The 19958-nt window shown below is 61.3% G+C and carries 18 protein-coding genes; 11 read left to right on the top strand and 7 right to left on the bottom strand.

Annotation, left to right across the window (positions count from 1 at the left end; all coding sequences use genetic code 11):
* On the bottom strand, positions 1-699 hold the full coding sequence (locus SJI03_RS24765) for a glutathione binding-like protein (protein ID WP_099379270.1): 699 nt from the start codon (positions 697-699) through the stop codon (positions 1-3).
* A 177-nt stretch (positions 700-876) separates the two neighbouring features.
* On the opposite strand from SJI03_RS24765, the gene SJI03_RS24760 reads away from it, so the two are divergent.
* The gene (locus SJI03_RS24760) at positions 877-1281 is read left to right on the top strand and encodes a hypothetical protein (RefSeq protein WP_322428961.1); all 405 of its coding nucleotides are present in this window, start codon (positions 877-879) and stop codon (positions 1279-1281) included.
* A 25-nt stretch (positions 1282-1306) separates the two neighbouring features.
* On the opposite strand, the gene SJI03_RS24755 is transcribed toward SJI03_RS24760, so the two are convergent.
* On the bottom strand, positions 1307-2953 hold the full coding sequence (locus SJI03_RS24755) for a methyl-accepting chemotaxis protein (RefSeq protein WP_099379268.1): 1647 nt from the start codon (positions 2951-2953) through the stop codon (positions 1307-1309).
* Between the two features lie 313 nt (positions 2954-3266).
* Between SJI03_RS24755 and SJI03_RS24750 the strand changes: the two genes are divergently transcribed.
* A complete protein-coding gene (locus SJI03_RS24750; protein WP_046683244.1) occupies positions 3267-3632 on the top strand; it encodes a hypothetical protein in 366 nt (121 codons plus the stop codon).
* Here the strand turns inward: SJI03_RS24750 and SJI03_RS24745 are convergent.
* Positions 3626-4063 (bottom strand): hypothetical protein, encoded by a 438-nt coding sequence (locus SJI03_RS24745; protein WP_322428960.1) that lies wholly within the window; start codon positions 4061-4063, stop codon positions 3626-3628. The two genes, SJI03_RS24750 and SJI03_RS24745, sit on opposite strands and share 7 nt — an antisense overlap.
* A 192-nt stretch (positions 4064-4255) precedes the next feature.
* Here SJI03_RS24745 and SJI03_RS24740 point away from each other — a divergent pair, with 192 nt between their 5' ends.
* Together SJI03_RS24740 and SJI03_RS24735 are read left to right on the top strand one after the other, a co-directional pair.
* Positions 4256-5074 (top strand): AraC family transcriptional regulator, encoded by an 819-nt coding sequence (locus SJI03_RS24740; RefSeq protein ID WP_099379266.1) that lies wholly within the window; start codon positions 4256-4258, stop codon positions 5072-5074.
* A 103-nt stretch (positions 5075-5177) separates the two neighbouring features.
* The gene (locus SJI03_RS24735) at positions 5178-6146 is read left to right on the top strand and encodes an IS1595 family transposase (RefSeq protein WP_322428959.1); all 969 of its coding nucleotides are present in this window, start codon (positions 5178-5180) and stop codon (positions 6144-6146) included.
* 51 nt (positions 6147-6197) lie between these two features.
* Here the strand turns inward: SJI03_RS24735 and folE are convergent, their stop codons facing one another.
* Both folE and nudC read right to left on the bottom strand, forming a co-directional pair.
* Positions 6198-6764, bottom strand: coding sequence for a GTP cyclohydrolase I FolE (folE, locus tag SJI03_RS24730; protein WP_035822985.1), 567 nt, complete (start codon positions 6762-6764; stop codon positions 6198-6200).
* Positions 6765-6842: 78 nt separating this feature from the next.
* Positions 6843-7676, bottom strand: coding sequence for an NAD(+) diphosphatase (nudC, locus tag SJI03_RS24725; protein WP_322428958.1), 834 nt, complete (start codon positions 7674-7676; stop codon positions 6843-6845).
* A 293-nt stretch (positions 7677-7969) separates the two neighbouring features.
* Between nudC and SJI03_RS24720 the strand changes: the two genes are divergently transcribed.
* From SJI03_RS24720 to SJI03_RS24700, 5 genes are all read left to right on the top strand, one after another.
* Positions 7970-10303, top strand: a complete 2334-nt coding sequence (locus SJI03_RS24720) for a catecholate siderophore receptor Fiu (protein ID WP_322428957.1) — start codon at positions 7970-7972, stop codon at positions 10301-10303.
* A gap of 381 nt (positions 10304-10684) precedes the next feature.
* Positions 10685-11998 (top strand): dicarboxylate/amino acid:cation symporter, encoded by a 1314-nt coding sequence (locus SJI03_RS24715; RefSeq protein ID WP_035822991.1) that lies wholly within the window; start codon positions 10685-10687, stop codon positions 11996-11998.
* A 108-nt stretch (positions 11999-12106) separates the two neighbouring features.
* On the top strand, positions 12107-13099 hold the full coding sequence (locus tag SJI03_RS24710) for a porin (RefSeq protein ID WP_099379264.1): 993 nt from the start codon (positions 12107-12109) through the stop codon (positions 13097-13099).
* A 109-nt stretch (positions 13100-13208) separates the two neighbouring features.
* A complete protein-coding gene (locus SJI03_RS24705; protein WP_322428956.1) occupies positions 13209-15119 on the top strand; it encodes a sensor histidine kinase in 1911 nt (636 codons plus the stop codon).
* Positions 15112-16455 carry a sigma-54-dependent transcriptional regulator gene (locus SJI03_RS24700; RefSeq protein WP_034781227.1) on the top strand — a complete coding sequence of 448 codons (1344 nt, stop codon included), beginning with the start codon at positions 15112-15114 and terminating at the stop codon, positions 16453-16455. The genes SJI03_RS24705 and SJI03_RS24700 overlap by 8 nt, the downstream gene beginning before the upstream one ends.
* Here the strand turns inward: SJI03_RS24700 and SJI03_RS24695 are convergent, their stop codons facing one another.
* A complete protein-coding gene (locus tag SJI03_RS24695; RefSeq protein ID WP_322428955.1) occupies positions 16456-17193 on the bottom strand; it encodes a metallophosphoesterase family protein in 738 nt (245 codons plus the stop codon).
* 225 nt (positions 17194-17418) lie between these two features.
* Here SJI03_RS24695 and SJI03_RS24690 point away from each other — a divergent pair, with 225 nt between their 5' ends.
* The gene (locus SJI03_RS24690; protein ID WP_322428954.1) at positions 17419-18267 is read left to right on the top strand and encodes a hypothetical protein; all 849 of its coding nucleotides are present in this window, start codon (positions 17419-17421) and stop codon (positions 18265-18267) included.
* Positions 18268-18273: 6 nt separating this feature from the next.
* On the opposite strand, the gene SJI03_RS24685 is transcribed toward SJI03_RS24690, so the two are convergent.
* Positions 18274-18762, bottom strand: coding sequence for a GNAT family N-acetyltransferase (locus SJI03_RS24685; protein ID WP_322428953.1), 489 nt, complete (start codon positions 18760-18762; stop codon positions 18274-18276).
* A gap of 278 nt (positions 18763-19040) precedes the next feature.
* On the opposite strand from SJI03_RS24685, the gene SJI03_RS24680 reads away from it, so the two are divergent.
* Entirely contained in the window at positions 19041-19958 is a 918-nt protein-coding gene (locus SJI03_RS24680; protein ID WP_322428952.1) for an ABC transporter ATP-binding protein, read from the top strand.

Raw genomic sequence — 19958 nt, 5'->3', positions numbered from 1 at the left:
TTAACCGAGCGTCTTCGCCGTCTGTCCGAACAGCACGCTTTTCGCGTCGCCGCTGACGGTCGGTTGCACATTGATTTCAGCCGCCCGCGCATACGCGCGCACGGTGGCGGGACGGGCAGCAATGGCGGCGAACCAGCGCGCCAGGTGCGGGAAGTCTTCCAGCTTCTGGCGCTGGCGTGCGTGCGGCACGATCCACGGGTAGATCGCCATGTCGGCGATGGAATAGCTGTCGCCGGCCACGAATTCGCGGTCTGCCAGGCGCTTGTTCAGCACGCCGTATAGCCGGTTCGTTTCGTTGACGTAGCGCGTGATGGCGTAATCGATGGGCTCGGGCGCGTACTGCACGAAATGGTGGTTTTGCCCGGCCATGGGGCCAAGGCCGCCCATTTGCCAGAACAGCCACTGCATGACTTCGGCACGTCCCCGCACATCCACCGGCAGGAATTGCCCGCTTTTCTCGGCCAGGTATTGCAAAATCGCGCCCGACTCGAACAGGGACAGCGGTGCACCGCCATCTTCCGGCGCCTGGTCGACGATGGCGGGGATGCGGTTGTTCGGCGCGATGGCGAGGAATTCGGGCTTGAACTGGTCGCCCTTGCCGATATGCACGGGAATGATGTTATAGGGGATGCCCGCTTCTTCCAGGAACATCGTCACTTTGTGCCCGTTGGGCGTGGTCCAGTAATACAGGTCGATCATCGTGGTCTTTCCAGGTAGATAAGTGGGGCAGGCGCACTTGGCATAACTATTGTCGCGCCGCAACTGATATGCATGGATATAATGCCACGTAAGCGGAAAACAAGACGGCGCAAGCACCCACTAGCGCCGTCACGCAGGCATCCCGACATTCCCGAGCACCAACCAAGAAAGCCGACCATGCGCAAACTCCTGATCGTCACGCTGTCCGTCCTGCTGTCAGGCTGTGTCCAGGACTTCGCCATCTACATGTTCGATGGGCAAGACCATTCCCTGACCGTGCGCCGTCAGCAACGTTATTTTTGGCAAGATACCGTGGAAGTGCAGCTGATGGCGACCAATTTGCCGCAATGCCAGCGCCTGCATACCCTGTCGACGGATGCACCGGCCGACATCACCGTCGAGCTGTTTGCGGCTGGCGATGGCTTGTGGAATATCCGCATGGGCAAGCAGCTGTGGCAGGCGGAAACGAATACCTGCAATGAACTGACGGAAATGGAAAACGACCCGAAAGCCGACCTGGGCCAGCCGGTCGGGCAATTCGTGGTCGTTGATGACAAGCTGGAATTCGAACCGGCGCCGTAAGCGGCGGCACCAGCCCAATAAGTCCTTAGCGCGCCGCCAGGCTGCGCAGCGGCTTTTTCGCCACGGCGCGTGGCGCGCCAGCCGAAGTGGCCGCCAGGCGTGGCGATGTTCCCGACTCTTGCGCCGACAGTTTGAAGCGGGCGACCAGTTGCGCCAGCACGGCCGCCTGGTCCTGCATGCTCGACGCCGCCGCCGCCGCCTCTTCCACCAGTGCCGCATTTTGCTGCGTCACGCTATCCATCTCCGTGATCGCCTGGTTGACGTGGCCGATGCCCGTGCTTTGCTCGTGCGAGGCGGCCGTGATGTCGGCCATGATGTCGGTCACGCGCGACACGGAAGCGACCACCTGATCCATCGTCGTGCCCGCCTGTGCGACGAGGGTGCTGCCGGCAGCGATGCTGTCGACGGAAGCGCCGATGAGTTCCTTGATTTCCTTCGCTGCGCCAGCGGACCGTTGCGCCAGGTTGCGCACTTCCGACGCCACGACGGCAAAGCCGCGTCCCTGTTCGCCGGCACGCGCTGCTTCCACGGCCGCGTTGAGGGCCAGGATATTCGTCTGGAAGGCAATGCCATCGATGACGCCGATGATGTCGACGATCTTGCGCGACGAGGCGTTGATGGTGTCCATCGTGCCGATCACTTGCGCCACCACGGCGCCGCCCTGACGGGCCACGGCGGAAGCGGACTGCGCCAGTTCATTCGCCTGCACGGCGTTGCCCGCGTTTTGCGTCACGGTCGAGGTCAACTCCTCCATCGAGGCGGCTGTTTCTTCCAGCGAACTGGCTTGCATTTCCGTGCGCGCCGACAAGTCCATATTGCCGCTGGCAATTTCGCTCGACGCCGTGGCAATCGTCTCGGCGCTGTGGCGGATTTCGCTGATCGCATCGACCAGATTGGTCTGCATGGTTTTCATCGCGTACAGCACGCTGTGGCGGTCGTTGGCATGCGTGCGCACGACGCCGCTCAAATCGTTATTCGCGATCTTTTCCGCCACGTCGGCCGCATACTCGGGATCGCCGCCCAGCGCATGGCGCAGGCTGCGGTTGATCACGACGACGACGGCCGCCAGCAGCGCACACACCAGTACCAGCACACCCAGCGAGGTCAGCAGCGACTGGCGGAAGGCCGCATCGATATCATCCATGTACACGCCCACCACCAGGGTCCAGGCCCATGGCTTGTAGGCCACCACGCGGCTCATCTTCGGTTCGGGGGTTTTCTGGCCCGGACGGGGGAAATAATAGTGAACGAAACCCTTGCCCGCATCGCTCTTGCCGACGGTAACGATGTCGCGGTACAGATAGGTGCCGTTGGCATCCTTGAAGTCCGACATGTTCTTGCCATCGGTTTGCGGCGCGGCGGGATTCATCACGACGACGGCATCGAGGTTGATGATGGACAAATAACCGGTCTCGCCGAAACGCATGCTCTTGATGACGGCCGTAGCCTGCTTTTGCGCCTCTTCCTTCGTCAAGGCGCCGCTGGCGGCCAGGTCGCCAAACATCTTGACGGCGCCCAGGCCCAGGTCGGCGGCATTGCTCAAGTCGGCGCTGCGCTCCTCGATGCGGATCTTGCGCACTTCCAGGGCGTTATAGACAAAAATAACGGTGATGCACAACAGGCTGCAAATCAGGGGGATCCATAACTTCTGCTGGAACGTCAATTTCTTCATGCTGTGTCTCCGACTGTAGATTTGCGGCGATGGGGGTGTAGCCCGCTTCCGGCTCTACGGCCAGGAATGCGGCGGCGACGGTACTCTGGCGGCACCGTTCAGACGACTCCAGCATACGCTCGAACGACCGACATTTACAATGCCGGGAAGCAATGATTTTTGCCCGGTGTTGTTAATGCGTTGCGACAATTGATGAGAATTGATGCTGCATTGCAGTAAAAAAGCACGCAGATAGGCGCTGGCAAGGCAGGCGGGAGTGGCGTGCGTGTGTCAAAATGCACGCCGTATACTCAATGAATCACGAAAGCACAGCATGACCAAGAATGAAGCCATGAAACGCATCAACGACCGCCTGGGCAAACCCACCCTGACGGACAAGAACACGCATTTTGCCAGCGTCGCCAGCTATGGCACCGACGAAGGCTGGTGGCTGAAGATCCCCTTCCTGACATTCAAGCAGGAACTGCACTTCATCCTCAACAATGAGAAAACGAAAAGTTTCCAGCACCTGAAAATCGGCGCCAACCAGATTCTCAGCCCCGGCATGAAATTCCGCAGCACGGGCGGCGCGGCCGACGCCTTCATGTCGGCTTCGGCGCCGAAACGCCTGGTCGACTTGCTCGACGGTGGCAGCAAGTACAACTTCACCAAGCATTTCATCAACGACTACCGCTACTGATGCGCGGCCGAGCTGCCGTCACCTGGCGGCAGCCGCGGCGGTAGCCAGGCCCTGAGCAAATGCTGCGCGATGTCGAGCGCGTCGTCGCGACTGGTGCCAAAGTGTAAAGGGTAGCCCCAGAACTGGCCGAACATGACGGCGAAGGCCTTGCCGGCCAGGCGTCTGGCGGCGTTCGGTTCGACCAGCACCATGCCCTGGATATACGCGCGCAAGGCGGCCTTGTGCCGCTTCATCCACAGCACGGCGCGCTTGCGCTCTTCCTGCGGATGGTCATGCCCATCCTCGTCCAAGCCTTCTTCGCTGAGAATCACAAACGCCTGCTGGCGCGCCAGCAAGTCCTCGAACTGGGCGAACAAGGCATCGTCGGGGCTGCTGGCGGCGTTGTCGCGGCGCATCCAGACGAGGGGGAAATCGGTGATATCGAGTTGCATGGGAGACTCCTTCAAGGGGTTGCCGTTCCTCCTCACCTTCATCAGAACACGGGCGGCGGCGGTTGCCGTTGAAGCGGGGCTGCGGATGCCCATACGATAGCGTTGGCGGCATTGCGCGTCATTGCATAAAATAGCCACAATATTATTCAATCCAGCCAAAGTCTTCCCATGCCCCATCCCCTCTTGCCCAGCATGCTGACGGCCCACCTGGGCCTGGACGATGACGCCTCCATCCTCGATTTCGATGTCGATGGCGTGCTGCGTCCCCTGCTGGCCGTGGGCCTGGCCAGCGTGCCCGAGGATGCCGAGCAGGCGCCGCACCAGCACCGCAAGGGGCAGTTGCTGTATGCCACGCGGGGCGTGATTCATTGCGAGGTGGAAAGCGGCGTGTGGATCGTGCCGCCGCAGTGCGCCGTGTGGATACCGGGCGGCCTGATGCATTCGGCGCAGGGCGTGGGCGAGGCGGAATGCTATTGCCTGTTTGTCGAGCCGGCAATGGCGCCGGCCTTGCCGGCCGTCTGCTGCACCGTGGCCGTTTCGCCGCTGCTGCGCGAACTGATCACCAAAGCGGCCGGTTTTCCCACTCTGGCCGCGCTGCAGGGCGCGCAGGAACGCCTCGTGCTCACCCTGCTCGATGAACTGGCGGCCGCGCCCGTGGAAGACTTGCATTTGCCGATGCCGCACGATGCGCGTTTGCGCTGCCTGGCCGCCCTGCTGCTGGCGCAGCCTGCCGATAAAAGCACCCTGGCCGAATGGGCCAGCCGCATCGGCATGAGCGAGCGCAGCATGACCCGGCAGTCCTTGGAAGAAATGGGCATGAGCGTGGGCCGCTGGCGCCGGCAATTGCACGTCATCCTTGCCTTGCAACGACTGGCGCAAGGCCACAGCGTGAAAGCGGTGGCACTGGAACTCGGCTATGAAAATACCAGCGGTTTTGTCACCATGTTCCGCAAGGCGGTGGGCAAGCCGCCGGCGCGCTACCTGGCGGAGCGGGAATCCAGGAGAATATAAAAACGCATAAAAAAGGCTCTGTCATCGGCAAGTAGGGGAAATGCCGGAATCTTCCTGTGACCGTGCTGTCTGACTCTGCATACCCACCCTGCAGGACCAGATCATGCGGCCAGCCGAATGGATCACCTTGATTGCGCAGTTTGCTCAGCTGAGCCAGCGCCAGCGGCAGGCAGGCATTGCCCTGTTGCGTGGAAACTCTCCACAAGACGCGACCGTCGCGCTGCTAGAAAGTGTGGCCCAACAGCGATTGGCCTGTCCCGCTTGCCATTCAGACCAATTGCACCGGCATGGCCATGCGCACGGTTTGCAGCGCTACCGCTGCATGTCCTGCGGCCGCACCTTCAATGCCTTGACTGGCACGCCGCTGGCCCGCTTGCGCCACAAGGCGCTGTGGCTCGACTACGCCGATTGCCTTCTGGCATCGGATTCCGTGCGCAAGGCGGCGTTACAGCTGGGCGTACACCGTAACACTACGTTCCGCTGGCGCCACCGGTTTTTGTCGTTGGCAAAGACGGACAGACCGCATGGTCTGCACGGCATTGCCGAAGCCGACGAGTTATATCTGCTGGAATCGGAAAAGGGATCCAGAAACATGACGCGTCCGGCGCGCCGCCGGGGCGGCCATGCCCACAAGCGCGGCATTTCCAATGAACAGGTCTGCATCCTGGTGGCACGCGACCGCACGGGGCAGACGCTCGATTTTGTCACGGGAAAAGGGGCGTTGACGAAAGCGCAGCTGCATCATTGCTTGTTACCCGTTATCGACAAGGACGTGCTGCTGGTGACCGATGGCCATGCCGCCTACCGGGCCTTTGCGAGGGAAGCGGGCATCAGCCACCAGGCCGTCAACTTGCGCGCCGGCATCCGCGTGCAGGGCGCCGCCCATGTGCAGAACGTCAATGCCTATCACAGCCGTTTGCGGCAATGGCTGGGTCCGTTTCATGGCGTGGCGACGCGCTACCTGCCGAACTACCTGGGATGGCGCTGGATACTCGACGTCAGGCGTATCCGCTCACCGGAAACGTTATTGAAAGCAACGCTGGGCGCATTCCCACATTTGACGGTGATATAGCCATAAAAAAAGGCGGCATATGCCGCCTTCGTCCTGCATTGTCGCCGAAAATCAGACTTCGCGCGCCAACGCCAGAAACTCCGTGCGCAGCGCCAGGTTCGGCTGCATCTCGCCCAGCATGGCCGAGGTGATGGTTTCTTCGCCCGGCGTGCGGATGCCGCGGCTTTCCATGCACAGGTGGCGGCAGCGTACGACCACGCCCACCGATTTCGGTTCCAGCACTTCCATCAAGGCATTGGCGATCTGCATCGTCATGCGTTCCTGCACTTGCAGGCGCTTGGAGAAGCAATCGACGAGGCGCGTCAGTTTCGACAGGCCGACGATCTTGCCGTTAGGCACATAACCGATGGTGGCCTTGCCGAAGAACGGTGCCAGATGGTGTTCGCAATGGCTGTAGACGGGGATGCCGCGCACGACGATCAGCTCGTTGTACTGTTCCGCGCCATCTTCAAACGCTTTCAGCAAGTCCACCGGGTCCTGGCCATAGCCGGACGTCCAGTGCTTCCACGCCTTGGCCACGCGCGCCGGCGTTTCCAGCAAGCCAGGACGCTGCGGATCTTCGCCAAAGCTGCTGATCAGCCGGCGCCAGTCGTTTTCGGAGAATTCTTCTTGAGACATGCTAAACCACCCTAAAATTTTCAATTGCCGCCAGTATATAGAAAATGCGGCAAGCTGCCCGAGCAACCCTGGCTTTTCCTATGCCGTTGGCGGACGGTGGGCGCGCACCAGCAGCGCGGAAATCGACACGCTCGAACTCGCTTCCGGCCACGCATCGCCGGGGCCGAACCAGCGCGCCTCGGCGATCTCGTTCTCGTCAAGGCGAATTTCGCCATCGAGGTAATCGGCCGTAAACGCGATCATCAGCGAATGGGGAAACGGCCATGATTGGCTCATGAAGTACTGCAAGTTATGCACGCGCAAACCCACCTCTTCCATCACTTCGCGGTGCACGGCTTCCTCGATCGATTCGCCCGCTTCCAGGAAACCGGCGAGCGGACTGAAGCGCTGCGATGGCGAATGCTTGTGCATGGCCAGCAGCACCTGGTCGCCCTTGCGGATGAGCACCATCATGGCTGGCGAAATGCGCGGATACGCGAGCATGCCGCAAGCGGCGCAGGTGAAGCAGCGTTCGCCGCGTGTGCGCTGCATGGGCGTGGCGCACACGCCGCAATGGCGGTGCGTGCGCGCCCACTCGGCCAGTTGCGCGGCGCGGCTGGCCAGGCCCAGGAACGCGTCGTCGACGGCATTGAACAACGAACGCATGCCGTGCCAGGCCAGGCCGTCGCCCGGCTGCAACTCTTCGTCGGTCCAGACCGTCTGGCAATAGCGGCCCTGCCACAAGCCCACGGGCTGGGCGCGGCTCAGGTCAATATCGAGCGCGGCCGCCTCGGCGGCGGTGGGCAGGGTCAGGTCCGGCGTGCGCAACAATAAACGTCCGCGATGAAAGACAAACGTGAGCGTCTGTTCGGCGGTCGGAGCCGGTTCGGGAGCGTCGATCAGGGGCACAAAAGCGTCAGGAGTATGGAGCATGCTTGGCGGAAATTTGTAAAGGTTGCTCATCATACTCTCGCTCCCGGACGCCTGCCCGCGTAGCAGCGGTTCGGCCGCAAAGCAAGCATTCATGCGGCATCACAGTGTTTTTTTTCCGGCACACAAAAATCGTTGCGTAAACGAGACTGATAACGATTCTCATTTACGAAATAGCGCCCAATTATTACAATGTCACACAACCCGTTTCCCCAGCCAGCCACTTGTCCGCGTGCGATAGCACCGCGCGCAGCGCCAGCCAGGAACCACTACCCTGACCTTATCGAGAGAGCAAGATGGCAATCAAGAGCCGCAAACACGCCCCAACCCGTTTCAACCAGCACATCGGCGCCGCCCTGGCCGTGATGCTGCTGCCCGTCGCCGCCCAGGCGGCCGACCCAGCCGGCCAAAGCGCCCCGGCATCGCAGCAAATGCTGAACGAAGTCAAGGTCGTAGGGTCCAAGGAAAATGATTTCAAGGCCGAAAAAGCCTCGTCGCCGAAATACACGGAAGAGCTGGTCAATACGCCGCAAACCATCGTCGTGATCAAGAAGGAATTGATCGAACAGCAAGGCGCGCTGACCCTGACGGACGCGCTGCGCAACACGCCTGGCGTCGGTACTTTCTTCCTCGGTGAAAACGGCAACACGAACACGGGCGACGCCGTCTACATGCGCGGTTTCGATTCGTCCGGCAGCATCTATGTCGATGGCGTGCGCGACGTGGGTTCCATCGCGCGCGACGTCTTCAACATCGAACAGATCGATGTCCTGAAGGGCCCGGCGGGCACGGACAGCGGCCGCGGTTCGCCGACCGGTTCGATCAACCTGGTCAGCAAGACGGCCACCATGGAAAACAAATTCAACTCGCTGCTGACAGCAGGCAGCGGCAAGCAGAAGCGCGCCACGGCCGACTGGAACCGCATCCTCGACAGCGATACCGGCACGGCCTTGCGCCTGAACCTGATGACGCAGGACAGCGGCAATCCGGCGCGCGATGAAGTCACGAACAAGCGCTGGGCCTTCGCGCCCACCGTCACCTTCGGCATTGGCAAGCCGACGCGCATCACGGCCAGCTACCTGCACGTGGATCAAAACAACGTGCCCGACGGCGGTGTGCCGACCATCGGCTTGCCAGGTTACTCGACGCCGGACGTCGCCACGAAGGAGCAACCGGTCATCCGCACCTTCCTGAACGGCGCCGCCAAGGTCGATCCGAAGAACTTCTACGGTTCCACCTCGGACTACGACAAGGTCAAGGCCGACATGGGCACCTTGCGCATCGACCATGATTTCTCGCCGAACGTGCAAATCCAGAACACGACGCGCTACGGCAAGACCCAGCAGGACTATCTGCTGACGGCCTTCATGGGCAGCCAGGCCAACCTGAAGACGCCGGTCACCACCGATCCGTCGACCTGGACGCTGGCGCGCTCGCTGCGCACAGTCAAGGATCAGGAAAACACGATCCTGACCAACCAGACCGTGGTCAGCGCGCAATTCGACACGGGCGTGCTGAAGCACTCCCTGGTGGCCGGCGCCGAGTTCACCAGCGAAAAACAGACCAACTACAGCTATGTGCCAGCCACCCTGGGCACCTTGCCGGATGCTAATCTGTACAATCCGAATCCGCGCGACACCGTCACCGGCCACAATCCCGTGCGCAGCGGCGCCTTCACGGAAGGCGAAGTCAACACGCAAAGCCTGTATGTGTTCGACACCGTCAAGTTCGGCGACAAGTGGATCTTCAACGGCGGCGTGCGCTTCGACCATTTCAACACCACGTATGACGCCGTCGCCCTGCAAGCGGCCGTGGCCAAGGACCAGGTACAAAAACTGCCGGTCGGCACGCCGATTCCTACCCATTTGACCCTGAGCGACACCTTGGCCAACGGCAAGATCTCGGCCATGTACAAGCCGACGCCGGACAGCAGCGTGTACGCCTTGCTGGCCACGTCGAAAGCGCCACCTGGCGTCAACTTCGCCCTGAGCACGGGCGCCAACAGCGCGCAAAACCCGAACTACGACCCGCAGGAAACCATCACCAAGGAAATCGGCACCAAGTGGGACTTCCTGAAGCAAAAACTGTCGCTGTCGGCCGCCGTCTACCAGACCACCGTCAAGAATGAATTGGAACAGGATCCTGTCATCTCGACCATCTATTACCAGACCGGCAAGAAGCGCGTGCAAGGCCTGGAACTGGGCGTGGTGGGCGAGATCATGCCGAACTGGCTGGTCAGCGCCGGCTACACGCGCATGAATACCAAGGTCGAGTCGAACAAGGTCTTCACAGCCAGTGGCGAGAAGAGCCTCACCTACACGCCAAAACAGGCGTTCACCAGCTGGACTTCGTACACCCTGCCGTTTGGCCTGAAGATCGGCGGCGGCGCGCGTTACGTGGGTGAAATGCTGCGCGGCACCGATGGCGCCGTCGGCACGCCGGCCCGCGTGGATGCCTACTGGGTCTTCGACGCCATGGCAACCTACACCGTCAACAAGAACCTCGACTTGCAGTTGAATGCCTACAACCTGGCCGACAAGACCTATGTGGCGGCCATCAACAAATCCGGCTTCCGCTACACCCCGGGCCAGCCACGTTCGTTCAGCCTGACGGCGAATATCAAGTTCTAACGTCAAGAATAGTATTCCGCAACATCGGGCCCCTCTTCGGAGGGGCTTTTTTATTGTCCTGATAATCTTGTCTTTTTGGCGCACCGCCGCCCTGCCGCGACTAGCGTATGAAAAGTCATACAGCGATGCGCTTGCGCGTCCAATATTTCGCGCAAGTGTGCGAAATTGCGACATCCTGACAACAAAAAAGCCGCCTTAAATCAACAACTTAAGAAGTTATGTAGGAAATTCCAATTTCAGGCATATCCTTTGCTATGTACAGGTTTTGCTGCAAATAATCGCTAGCACGCAAGGGCTTGTTTTTGAGAAATATTGACTCCAAGCTTGAGTTGCTCGCTATCAATAATCCGCTCACAGCGGCGTTTCACCGGAGGAGTCAAAATGAAAAAGAAACGGCCATTAACCCTGTACATCCTGATTGCCATGATCCTCGGCATTGCCGTGGGCTATGGATGCAACACCGCCTTCCCTGATGCCAAGCTCAGCGCTCAAATCGCTGGCAATATTTCCATCGTCACCGACGTCTTCCTGCGCCTGATCAAGATGATCATTGCGCTGCTGGTGTTCTCCACCCTGACGGTCGGTATCGCCCACATGGGCGACGGCAAGACGGCCGGCCGCATCGGCCTGAAAGCCATGTGCTGGTTCGTCGTAGCCTCGCTCGTTTCGCTGGCGCTGGGCATGGTGCTGTCGAACCTGATGCAGTTGGGAACCAACCTCGGTTTGCCATTGCCGGACGTACACGCTTCAACCAATCTGAAAACGGCCGCCTTCACCTTGAAAGATTTCTTCACGCACCTGGTGCCGAAGTCGCCGATCGAGGCCATGGCCAACAATGAAATCCTGCAAGTGCTGGTGTTCTCGATCTTCTTCGGCGGCGCACTGGCCGGCCTGGGCGAATCGGGCAAGACCCTGACAGCCGTCGTCGACCAACTGGCACAAGTCATGCTGCGCATCACCGGCACCATCATGAACCTGGCCCCACTGGCCGTGTTCGCCGCGATGGCCTCCGTCATCACCACCCACGGCCTGGGCGTGCTGGTCACGTTTGCCAAGTTCATGGGCGGCTTCTACGTCGGCCTGCTGTGCCTGTGGGCCCTGCTGATCGGCGCCGGCTTCGTCGTCATCGGTCCGCGCATCTTCAAGCTCGTCGGCCTGATCCGCGAACCATTCCTGCTGGCATTCTCGACGGCCAGCTCGGAAGCGGCGTATCCAAAACTGCTGACGGCGCTCGACCAGTTCGGCGTGGACCGCAAGATTTCCAGCTTCGTGTTGCCAATGGGCTACTCCTTCAACCTCGATGGTTCGATGATGTACTGCACCTTTGCCGTGCTGTTCATTGCGCAAGCCTATGGTATCGACCTGTCGATCGGCACGCAGATCACCATGCTGCTGCTGCTGATGCTGACCTCGAAAGGCATGGCCGGCGTACCGCGCGCCTCGCTGGTGGTGATTGCCGCTACCCTGAACCAGTTCAATATTCCGGAAGCCGGCTTGCTGCTGCTGATGGGCGTCGACCAATTCCTCGACATGGGCCGTTCGGCCACCAACGCGGTCGGCAATGCCGTCGCCACGGCTGTCGTCGCCAAGTGGGAAGGTGGCCTGGCCACCGAGGAAGAAGCCGCTGCCGCCAACGCGGCCAGCCAGAACACGGAAAGCCATTGGGGCGAAGCGGATCACGCTAGCAAAGCCTGATAGCGCCATGGCCCGCCACAAGCGGGCCATTTATTTGTTGTCGATGTTGAGTAACAAGCAGTCAGGTAGTGCGATCAGTAGTCATTCCAACTTATTAGAGAGATTTTCATGAAAAAAGTCCTGTTTACCCTGCTGACCCTCGGCGCAGCCTCCACCGGCGCCATGGCCCAATCGAGCGTGACGATCTATGGCGTGGCTGACGCCGGCCTGGTATTCGACAAGGATGCGGCTGGAGACCGCCTGAACCGCGTCGCTTCCGGCGTCGCTTCCGGCTCGCGCATCGGCTTCAAGGGCAAGGAAGACCTGGGCGGCGGCCTGGCCGCTACCTTCGTGCTGGAAAGCGGCTTCAATATCGACACCGGCACCTCGGGCCAGGGCGGCCTGCTGTTCGGCCGCCAGGCATATGTCGGCCTGACCGGCAGCGCCGGCGCCGTCACCCTGGGCCGCCAATATTCTCCGTACTACCTGGCCCTGCGCGACGTGGCCGATCCATTCGTCATCGGCCTGGCCGGCACGGCATCGAACCTGATGGTGACGAATATCCGCGTCGATAACATGGTGCAATACACCACGCCGACCTGGAGCAAGCTGTCGGCCGACCTGGCGTATGGCTTTGGCGAAGTGGCCGGCGACAATGCGAAAAACCGCAGCATGGGCGGCGCCGTGCACTACATCGACGGTCCGCTGAACGTGACCCTGACGCACCACCGCAAGGAAAATGCGCTGGCGACCCAGCAAACGCGCAACACCCTGCTGGCCACGCGCTACGACTTTGGCGTAGTGCAAGGCAACTTCGGCTACGCCGACAACCGCGCCCTCGACGACAGCAAGAGCAACGACATCCTGCTCGGCTTCAGCGCACCGTTCGGCGCCACCAAGCTGGTCGCATCGTACATCCGCCACAACGACAAGAGCAACGCCAACCGTGACGCCCAGCAGTGGGCCATCGGCGCGTTCTACGCCCTGTCCAAGCGCAGCGACCTGTACACCGGTTACGGCCACATCAGCAACAAGAACGGCGCCACCTTCGTCGTCGGCAATGCCACGGACAATGGCACCGGCAACAGCGGTTTCAATTTAGGTATGCGTCATACGTTCTAATCGCGGCTAGTTACAGCGCAGGCCGCCGGATGCACATCCGGCGGCTTTTTTATTTCCGCGATTACTTAAATGCGATACTGTGGGTTCTTGCAAGTTGGCAGCTGATTTTATGAATAGCAGTACTACGAAACCCTCCCTTTCCTGGCGCCAGCGCCTGTCGCAACGGTCGGGCCGCGAAACGCTGGCCTGGGGCGTCGTGCTGGCCGCCTGCCTGGCCACCGTCTGGCTCGTGTATTTCTGGACCGAACGCATCGCCATCGGCAAGCTGCAGGCCAGCGGTGCGCAACGCCTCGAGGTATATGTCAGCAGCCTGGAAAATGCGCTGGAAAAATACGACTTCCTGCCCAAGACCCTGGAGCTGAACCGCGACGTGATCCGCTTGCTGCAGCACCCGGAAGACCCGGTGCTGGTCGATACGGTCAACCATTACCTCGAGCAGATGAATGCCCAGGCGAAATCCTCGACCATTTTCATCAGCAACCTCGACGGCAACACGCGCGCCGCCAGCAACTGGCAGCAGCCCGACAGCTTTATTGGCGACAATATCTCGTTCCGCCCCTACGCCCAGGATGCGCTGCGCGGCACGCCGGGCCGCTTCTATGGCGTGGGCACAACGCGGCTGGAACCCGGTTACTTCTTTGCCCACGGCATCTACCAGAATGGCCACATGCTGGGCCTGGCAACGGTGAAGGTGAACCTGGAAACCCTGGAAAAACGCTGGGTGCAGGGCGCCGACAAGGTCATGCTGGCCGACGAGCACGGCGTGATTTTTCTCAGTTCCATGGCGGACTGGAAATACAAGACCCTGGCGCCGCTGTCCCCCGCGATCGTCGAAGAACTCAATCGCACGCGCCAGTATTATTCGAAGCAGCTGGAAGCCATCCCCTTCATTTCCGACCGCCAATTGGGCAATGGCGCCCGCGTGATCAGCGTGCGCGAGCAGGAACACGCCGACACGCCACCGAAGATCAGCTCGAGCGTCATGACGCAGATCAAGCTCAAGTCGCCGCAAGGCTGGACTTTCATTTATTTGTCGGATCTGGCGCAGGCCAAGGCCAGCGCGCGCGCGGCGGCCGCCTTCTCTTGCGTGCTGCTGGGCTTTTTCATGCTGCTGTTCTTTTACCTGCGCCAGCGCCGCGCGGCCGTGGCGCAAAAATTGCGCGCCCGCGAAGATCTGCAACATGCTTACGACAACCTGGAAGCCATGGTCGAGGAACGCACCTCGGAACTCAATGCCATGACGCAAAGCCTGAGCCAGGAAATCGAGGTGCGCAGCAAGGCCGAGCAAAAACTCCACATCACGCAAAACGAACTGTTTCAAGCCGGCAAGATGGCCGTGCTGGGGCAAATGTCGGCCAGCATCACGCATGAACTTAACCAGCCGCTGACGGCGCTGCGCACCATGTCCGACAATGCCGTCATCCTGCTGGAACGCGGACGGCTCGACGACGCGCGGCGCAACCTGGCGAAGATATCGCAAATTGCGGCCAGGATGGGGACCATTACAGGTCAATTGAAGATTTTTGCGCGCAAGTCGACGACCAGCCTGACCTCCGTCTCGATCCCCACGGCGATCAGCAATGCCCTGTTCCTCGTCGAACGCCGGCTGCAGGTGGAAAATGTGCGTTTCACCCTGCAACTGCCACCGGAAGACATCTTCGCCATGTGCGAAAGCAACCGCCTGGAGCAGGTGCTGGTGAACCTGTATGCCAATGCGCTCGACGCCATGAATGGCAGCGACGTGCGCAGCCTGCGCGTGTCCGTCGAATGCACGCGGGAACACGTGCTGATCCACGTGGCCGACACGGGACCGGGCCTGTCGACGGAAGTGTGCGAACACCTGTTCGAACCGTTCTTCACGACAAAACCGCAAGGCCTGGGACTGGGCCTGGGACTGGCCATTTCCGAACAGATCACGCGCCAGTTCGGCGGCGTGTTGCGCGCCGAAAATGCCCCCGGCGGCGGCGCCATCTTCACCATCGAACTACAGATTGCAACGCAGGAGGAAAAACATGTTTGACGGCTTGAAGGTCTTACTGGTCGAGGACGACCCCACCGTACGCGAAGGCAGCGAGCAGGCACTGCAACTGGCCGGCCTGGACGTGCTGGCGTTTCACTCGGCCGAACTGGCCTATAAACTGCTGACGCCCGATTTCCCCGGCATCGTGGTCAGCGACGTGCGCCTGCCCGGCATGAGCGGCCTGGAATTGCTGCAAGCGGTCAAGACGCTCGATGCCAACCTGCCCGTGATCCTCGTCACGGGCCACGGCGACATCACGATGGCCGTGCACGCCATGCGCACGGGCGCCTATGATTTCATCGAAAAGCCGTATTCCTCCGAGCAACTGGTCGACGTCATCCTGCGCGCGCTGGAAACGCGGCGCCTGACCCTGGAAGTGCACAGCCTGCGCCGGCAACTGGAAGACGGCGGCGGCATCGAATCCCGTCTATTAGGCAACTCGGTGGCGATGCGCGACATACGGCGTTTGATACTCGACGTTGCCGACGAACCGGCCGATGTACTGATCTATGGCGACACGGGCACCGGCAAGGAGATGGTGGCGCGTTGCCTGCATGACTTCAGCCACCGCCGCAAGCACAACTTCGTCGCCGTCAACTGCGGCGCGATTCCCGAAAGCATATTTGAAAGCGAAGTCTTCGGCCACGAACCGGGGGCGTTTACGGGCGCGGCCAAGCGGCAGGTGGGCAAGATCGAGCACGCGGATCAAGGCACTTTTTTCCTCGATGAAATCGAATCGCTGCCCCTGTCCTTGCAAGTCAAATTGCTGCGCGTGCTGCAGGAACGCTATATCGAACGCCTGGGCTCGAACGTGCCCACGCCCGTCGACGTGCGCGTCATCGCAGCGGCCAAGCTGGACCTGGAAGACTTGTCGCAGCAACAGAAATTCCGCAGCGACCTGTACTACCGCCTGAACCTGATCGTGCTGCATCTGCCGCCGTTGCGCGAACGGCGCGAGGATATTCCCATCCTGTTCGAACACTTCGTGCTGGCCGCCGCCGCCCGCTACAACCGCGCCGCGCCCGTGGTCTCCAGCGCGCAGATGCGCAACCTGATGGCCCATTCCTGGCCCGGCAATGTGCGCGAGTTGCGCAACATCGCCGACCGCTTCGTGCTGGGCATCGCCGGTGGCGCCTCGAGCCTGCTGGCAGCCGGACTGGCCAGCCCCCTGTCGCTGGCGGAGCAGGTCAACGGCTTCGAACGCGCCCTGATCGAACAGGAACTGCGCGCCTATTCCGGTAACGTCAGCGAAGTGAGCACGGTGCTCGGCTTGCCGAAGCAGACCTTGTACCACAAGATGCAGAAGTACAATCTGGTGGCCGAAGAGTTCCGCTGATCAGCCGACCCGGCCCGCGCGCAAGGGCGTGACCCAGTCGGGCCGCCCATTCGCCAGCGCCAGCCGGGCCGCTGTTTCCCAGTCATATTCCACGGCGTGCAGCTGCGCCGTCCAGGCGCCGTCCACTCCCTGTTCGGCGATGGCATAGCGCGCATGCGGCGTGCCGTTTTCCATCAGGTGCGGGTAAACATGGTCATCGTCGTAGGCCTGCAAACCCACGCTGCCCGGATTGACGATCAGCCGCCCATCAGGCAGGCGCACCTGGCGCGGCATGTGCGTGTGACCGCACAGGATCAAGGCCGCGTCCGTTGTCCCGGCGCGTTCGGCTACCTCCTGCGGCGTGGCGGCGCGGCTGCCTTGCGGCGTGACGCTGTCGAGGAAATATACGAGGTCGCTGCTGGGCGTGCCGTGCACGAGCAGCACGTCATGCCGCAGGCGCAAGGTGGCGGGCAGCGCCGCGATCCAGGCTAGTTGCTCCGGCAACAGTTGCGCGCGCGCGTAGGCGTCCGACACGCCCATGCGGGCCGGGTCGCCCAGCAGCTGGCGCTCGTGGTTGCCGCGGATGGTGGGTAAATCGAGCCCCATCAGGCGTACCGCCGTGGCGCGCGGCTGCAGATGGCCCGAAACGATATCGCCCAGGTTGACGGTCACGTCTACATTACGCCGGGCGATGTCGGCCAGCACGGCGTCCAGCGCATCCAGGTTGCCGTGGATATCGGAAATGGCGGCGATTCTCATGCGGTGTCTCCTCCTGTTGCACACCATTTTGCCCGCGTTCCCCATCGCAGGCAATGTCGGCATGTACCAGCCGTTACACGCGGTAGGACAAATCCGACGGTAATTTGCGCCGTGCGGCTACGTGATCTAAATGTAACAGTTGCTACCATTTCCTCATTGCACTGTTGCCCAGCGTGGGCCGCCCAAGCGTCGCGACAGTTTTCACTTTATCTTGAGGAGTTGCCCATGTCTGCCATGTCCGTGTCCACCCGCCTGTCCCCACCACGCCCGCACCACCTCGCCATGCGCGGCGCCATGATGCTGGGTGTGCTGGGCATTGCCGCGGCGAGCGCCACGGCGCGGGCCGAGCCGTCGCCGGCACTGGACCGTGTCAGTCTGTCGGTGGGGGCGTTTTCCGCCGATCCGCGCATCAATATCGGCGCCGACACGCAGTTTGGCCGCATCGACGCGCCCGAATCGAATCCCAAGCATACGACCATTCCGCGCATCAAGGCCGAATTGCTGATCGGCGACCGCCACGGCCTGGCATTCGACTACTACCGCTATGACAAATCCTACACCCCCACGCTCAGCGGCCAGACCACCATCAATGGCCAGCCCGTGACAGGCACGGCCAGCGCAGATGCCGATCTGAAACTGGACTTGGCCAAGATGTCGTACCGATGGTGGCTGGGCAGCGGCAACGACACTTTCGGCATCGGCCTGGGCGCGGCCTATTACAATGCAAACCTGAACGGCACGGCCACCGGCATCGTCAATGGCGAAACGGCCACGGCGCGCGATTCCATCGGCGAGCACGCGTTCGCGCCGCTGCTGGAAGTGGGCTGGCGCCACGCGTTTACACCGGACTTGCGCATGTATGCGGAAGCATCGGGCATCAAAAAAAATGGCGGGCGCATCAACGGCCACATCTACGGCGGCAATATCGGCGTGGAATGGTTTCCGTTCAAAAATATCGGTTTCGTGGCCGATTACGGCATCTCGAAAATCAAGCTGCACCGCGATAGCGAACGCGATGCGGACTTGAACGTGCGCCTGACAGGACCGTCGGCGTATGTGAAAGTGCGCTTCTAAACGCGCTCAGGCCGCCGGTTTCAGCAAGGTCAGCTGGAACTGCGGCAAGGCCGGATCGTCGTATGGCTCGACCCTGGCAAACGGCAGGCGTGCAAACGCGTGGCGCCAGAACGCGCAGGCAGCGGCATCGTCGCGAAACGTCGCCACCAGCCACGTCTGCGCGCTGTCCAGCAGCACCCTGCGCACCACTTCCAGCGCCACGCCCCGGCGCCGGTATTTCTTCAGGATAAAAAAGTCGCTGAACTCCTGCACGGCCAATTCACCCGCCATGCCAGGCTCCGTGAGGAAAAAGCCAGCCAGTTCGCCATCGACCTCGATCCAGCTGGCCGTATGCCCGGGCGTATGCACATACTCGGCCAGCCCTGCGTCGCACACGTCGTAGCGGCCATCGGCCAGCACACTTTCTCCGCTCCAGGCGGAATTGTCATAACAGTACAGCTGGAACAGCTGCGCCAATGCCCCCTCTTCGCCCGGGGCAACGGCGCGCAATGTCATGTTTCCTGGCGTTGCAGACATATCCCCATCCTTTTCGCATCATGGCGTCACTGAAACTGGCGAGTGTAGCATTGCGTCACTCATCCCCGCCCTCCTGCATTTCATGCCTGCATTTCCTCACTTGGTCACAAAACCATTTTTTCATGCCAGTTGCTTATATATTATTACTCTTAAGTAACATCCGCCATCGCGGTTGATAAAAACAAGGGTGATCCCCTTCCACAGGCCGGCAGGCACGCATCTGCCGGCGTTTAGACCCACGTCCTGGAGAGTGCTGCATGCTAAAGATCAAACAGCTGAACAAAACCTATGCCAATGGCGTCAAGGCCATCAACAATGTCAGCCTGGACATTCCGAACGGAATGTTCGGCTTGCTGGGGCCGAATGGCGCGGGCAAGTCTTCGCTGATGCGCACCATTGCGACATTGCAAGACCCCGATAGCGGCAGCATCCATTTCGATGGCGTCGATGTGCTGCAGGACAAGGCCGGCTTGCGCCGCCAGCTCGGCTATCTGCCGCAGGATTTTGGCGTGTATCCGAAGGTCAGCGCGGAAACCCTGCTCAACCACTTTGCCGTGCTCAAAGGCTTGACGGAGAAGGGCCCGCGCAAGGAAGCCGTGGAAGCGTTGTTGCAGCAAACCAATCTGTGGGAAGCGCGCAAGCGCAACCTGGGCACGTATTCGGGCGGCATGCGCCAGCGCTTCGGCATCGCCCAGGCGCTGCTGGGTGCGCCGCGCCTGGTGATCGTCGATGAGCCCACCGCCGGTCTGGACCCTGACGAGCGCAATCGTTTCCTGAATCTGCTGGCCAAGATCGGCGAGCAGGTGGTGGTGATCCTGTCGACCCACATCGTCGACGACGTGACGGACCTGTGCCCGCGCATGGCCATGATCGTCAAGGGGCAGGTGCTGGTGCAGGGCGAGCCGCAGGCGGCCATCGATACGCTGCTCGGCAAGGTGTGGCGCCGCAGCGTCGGCATGGACGAGCTGGCGCAGTACCAGCAGTCGCACAATGTGCTGTCGACGCGCCTGGTAGGCGGCAAGCCGCAGATCAATGTGTATGCCGACAGCCAGCCCGACAGCGGCTTCGTGCAGATCGCCCCTGACCTGGAAGACGTGTACTTCCTGCACGTGCGCAACGCTGCCCGCAACGGCGCCGCCGTTTCCGCTGCGGCACCGTCCGCCGTCGCGGCGTAA

Origin of the sequence: Janthinobacterium sp. GMG1 (assembly GCF_034427795.1) — a bacterium.
In the GTDB taxonomy this organism is placed as follows: Bacteria; Pseudomonadota; Gammaproteobacteria; order Burkholderiales; family Burkholderiaceae_D; genus Janthinobacterium.
Note: the sequence above shows the minus strand (reverse complement) of the source record. Positions and strands in the feature narration are given on the sequence as shown.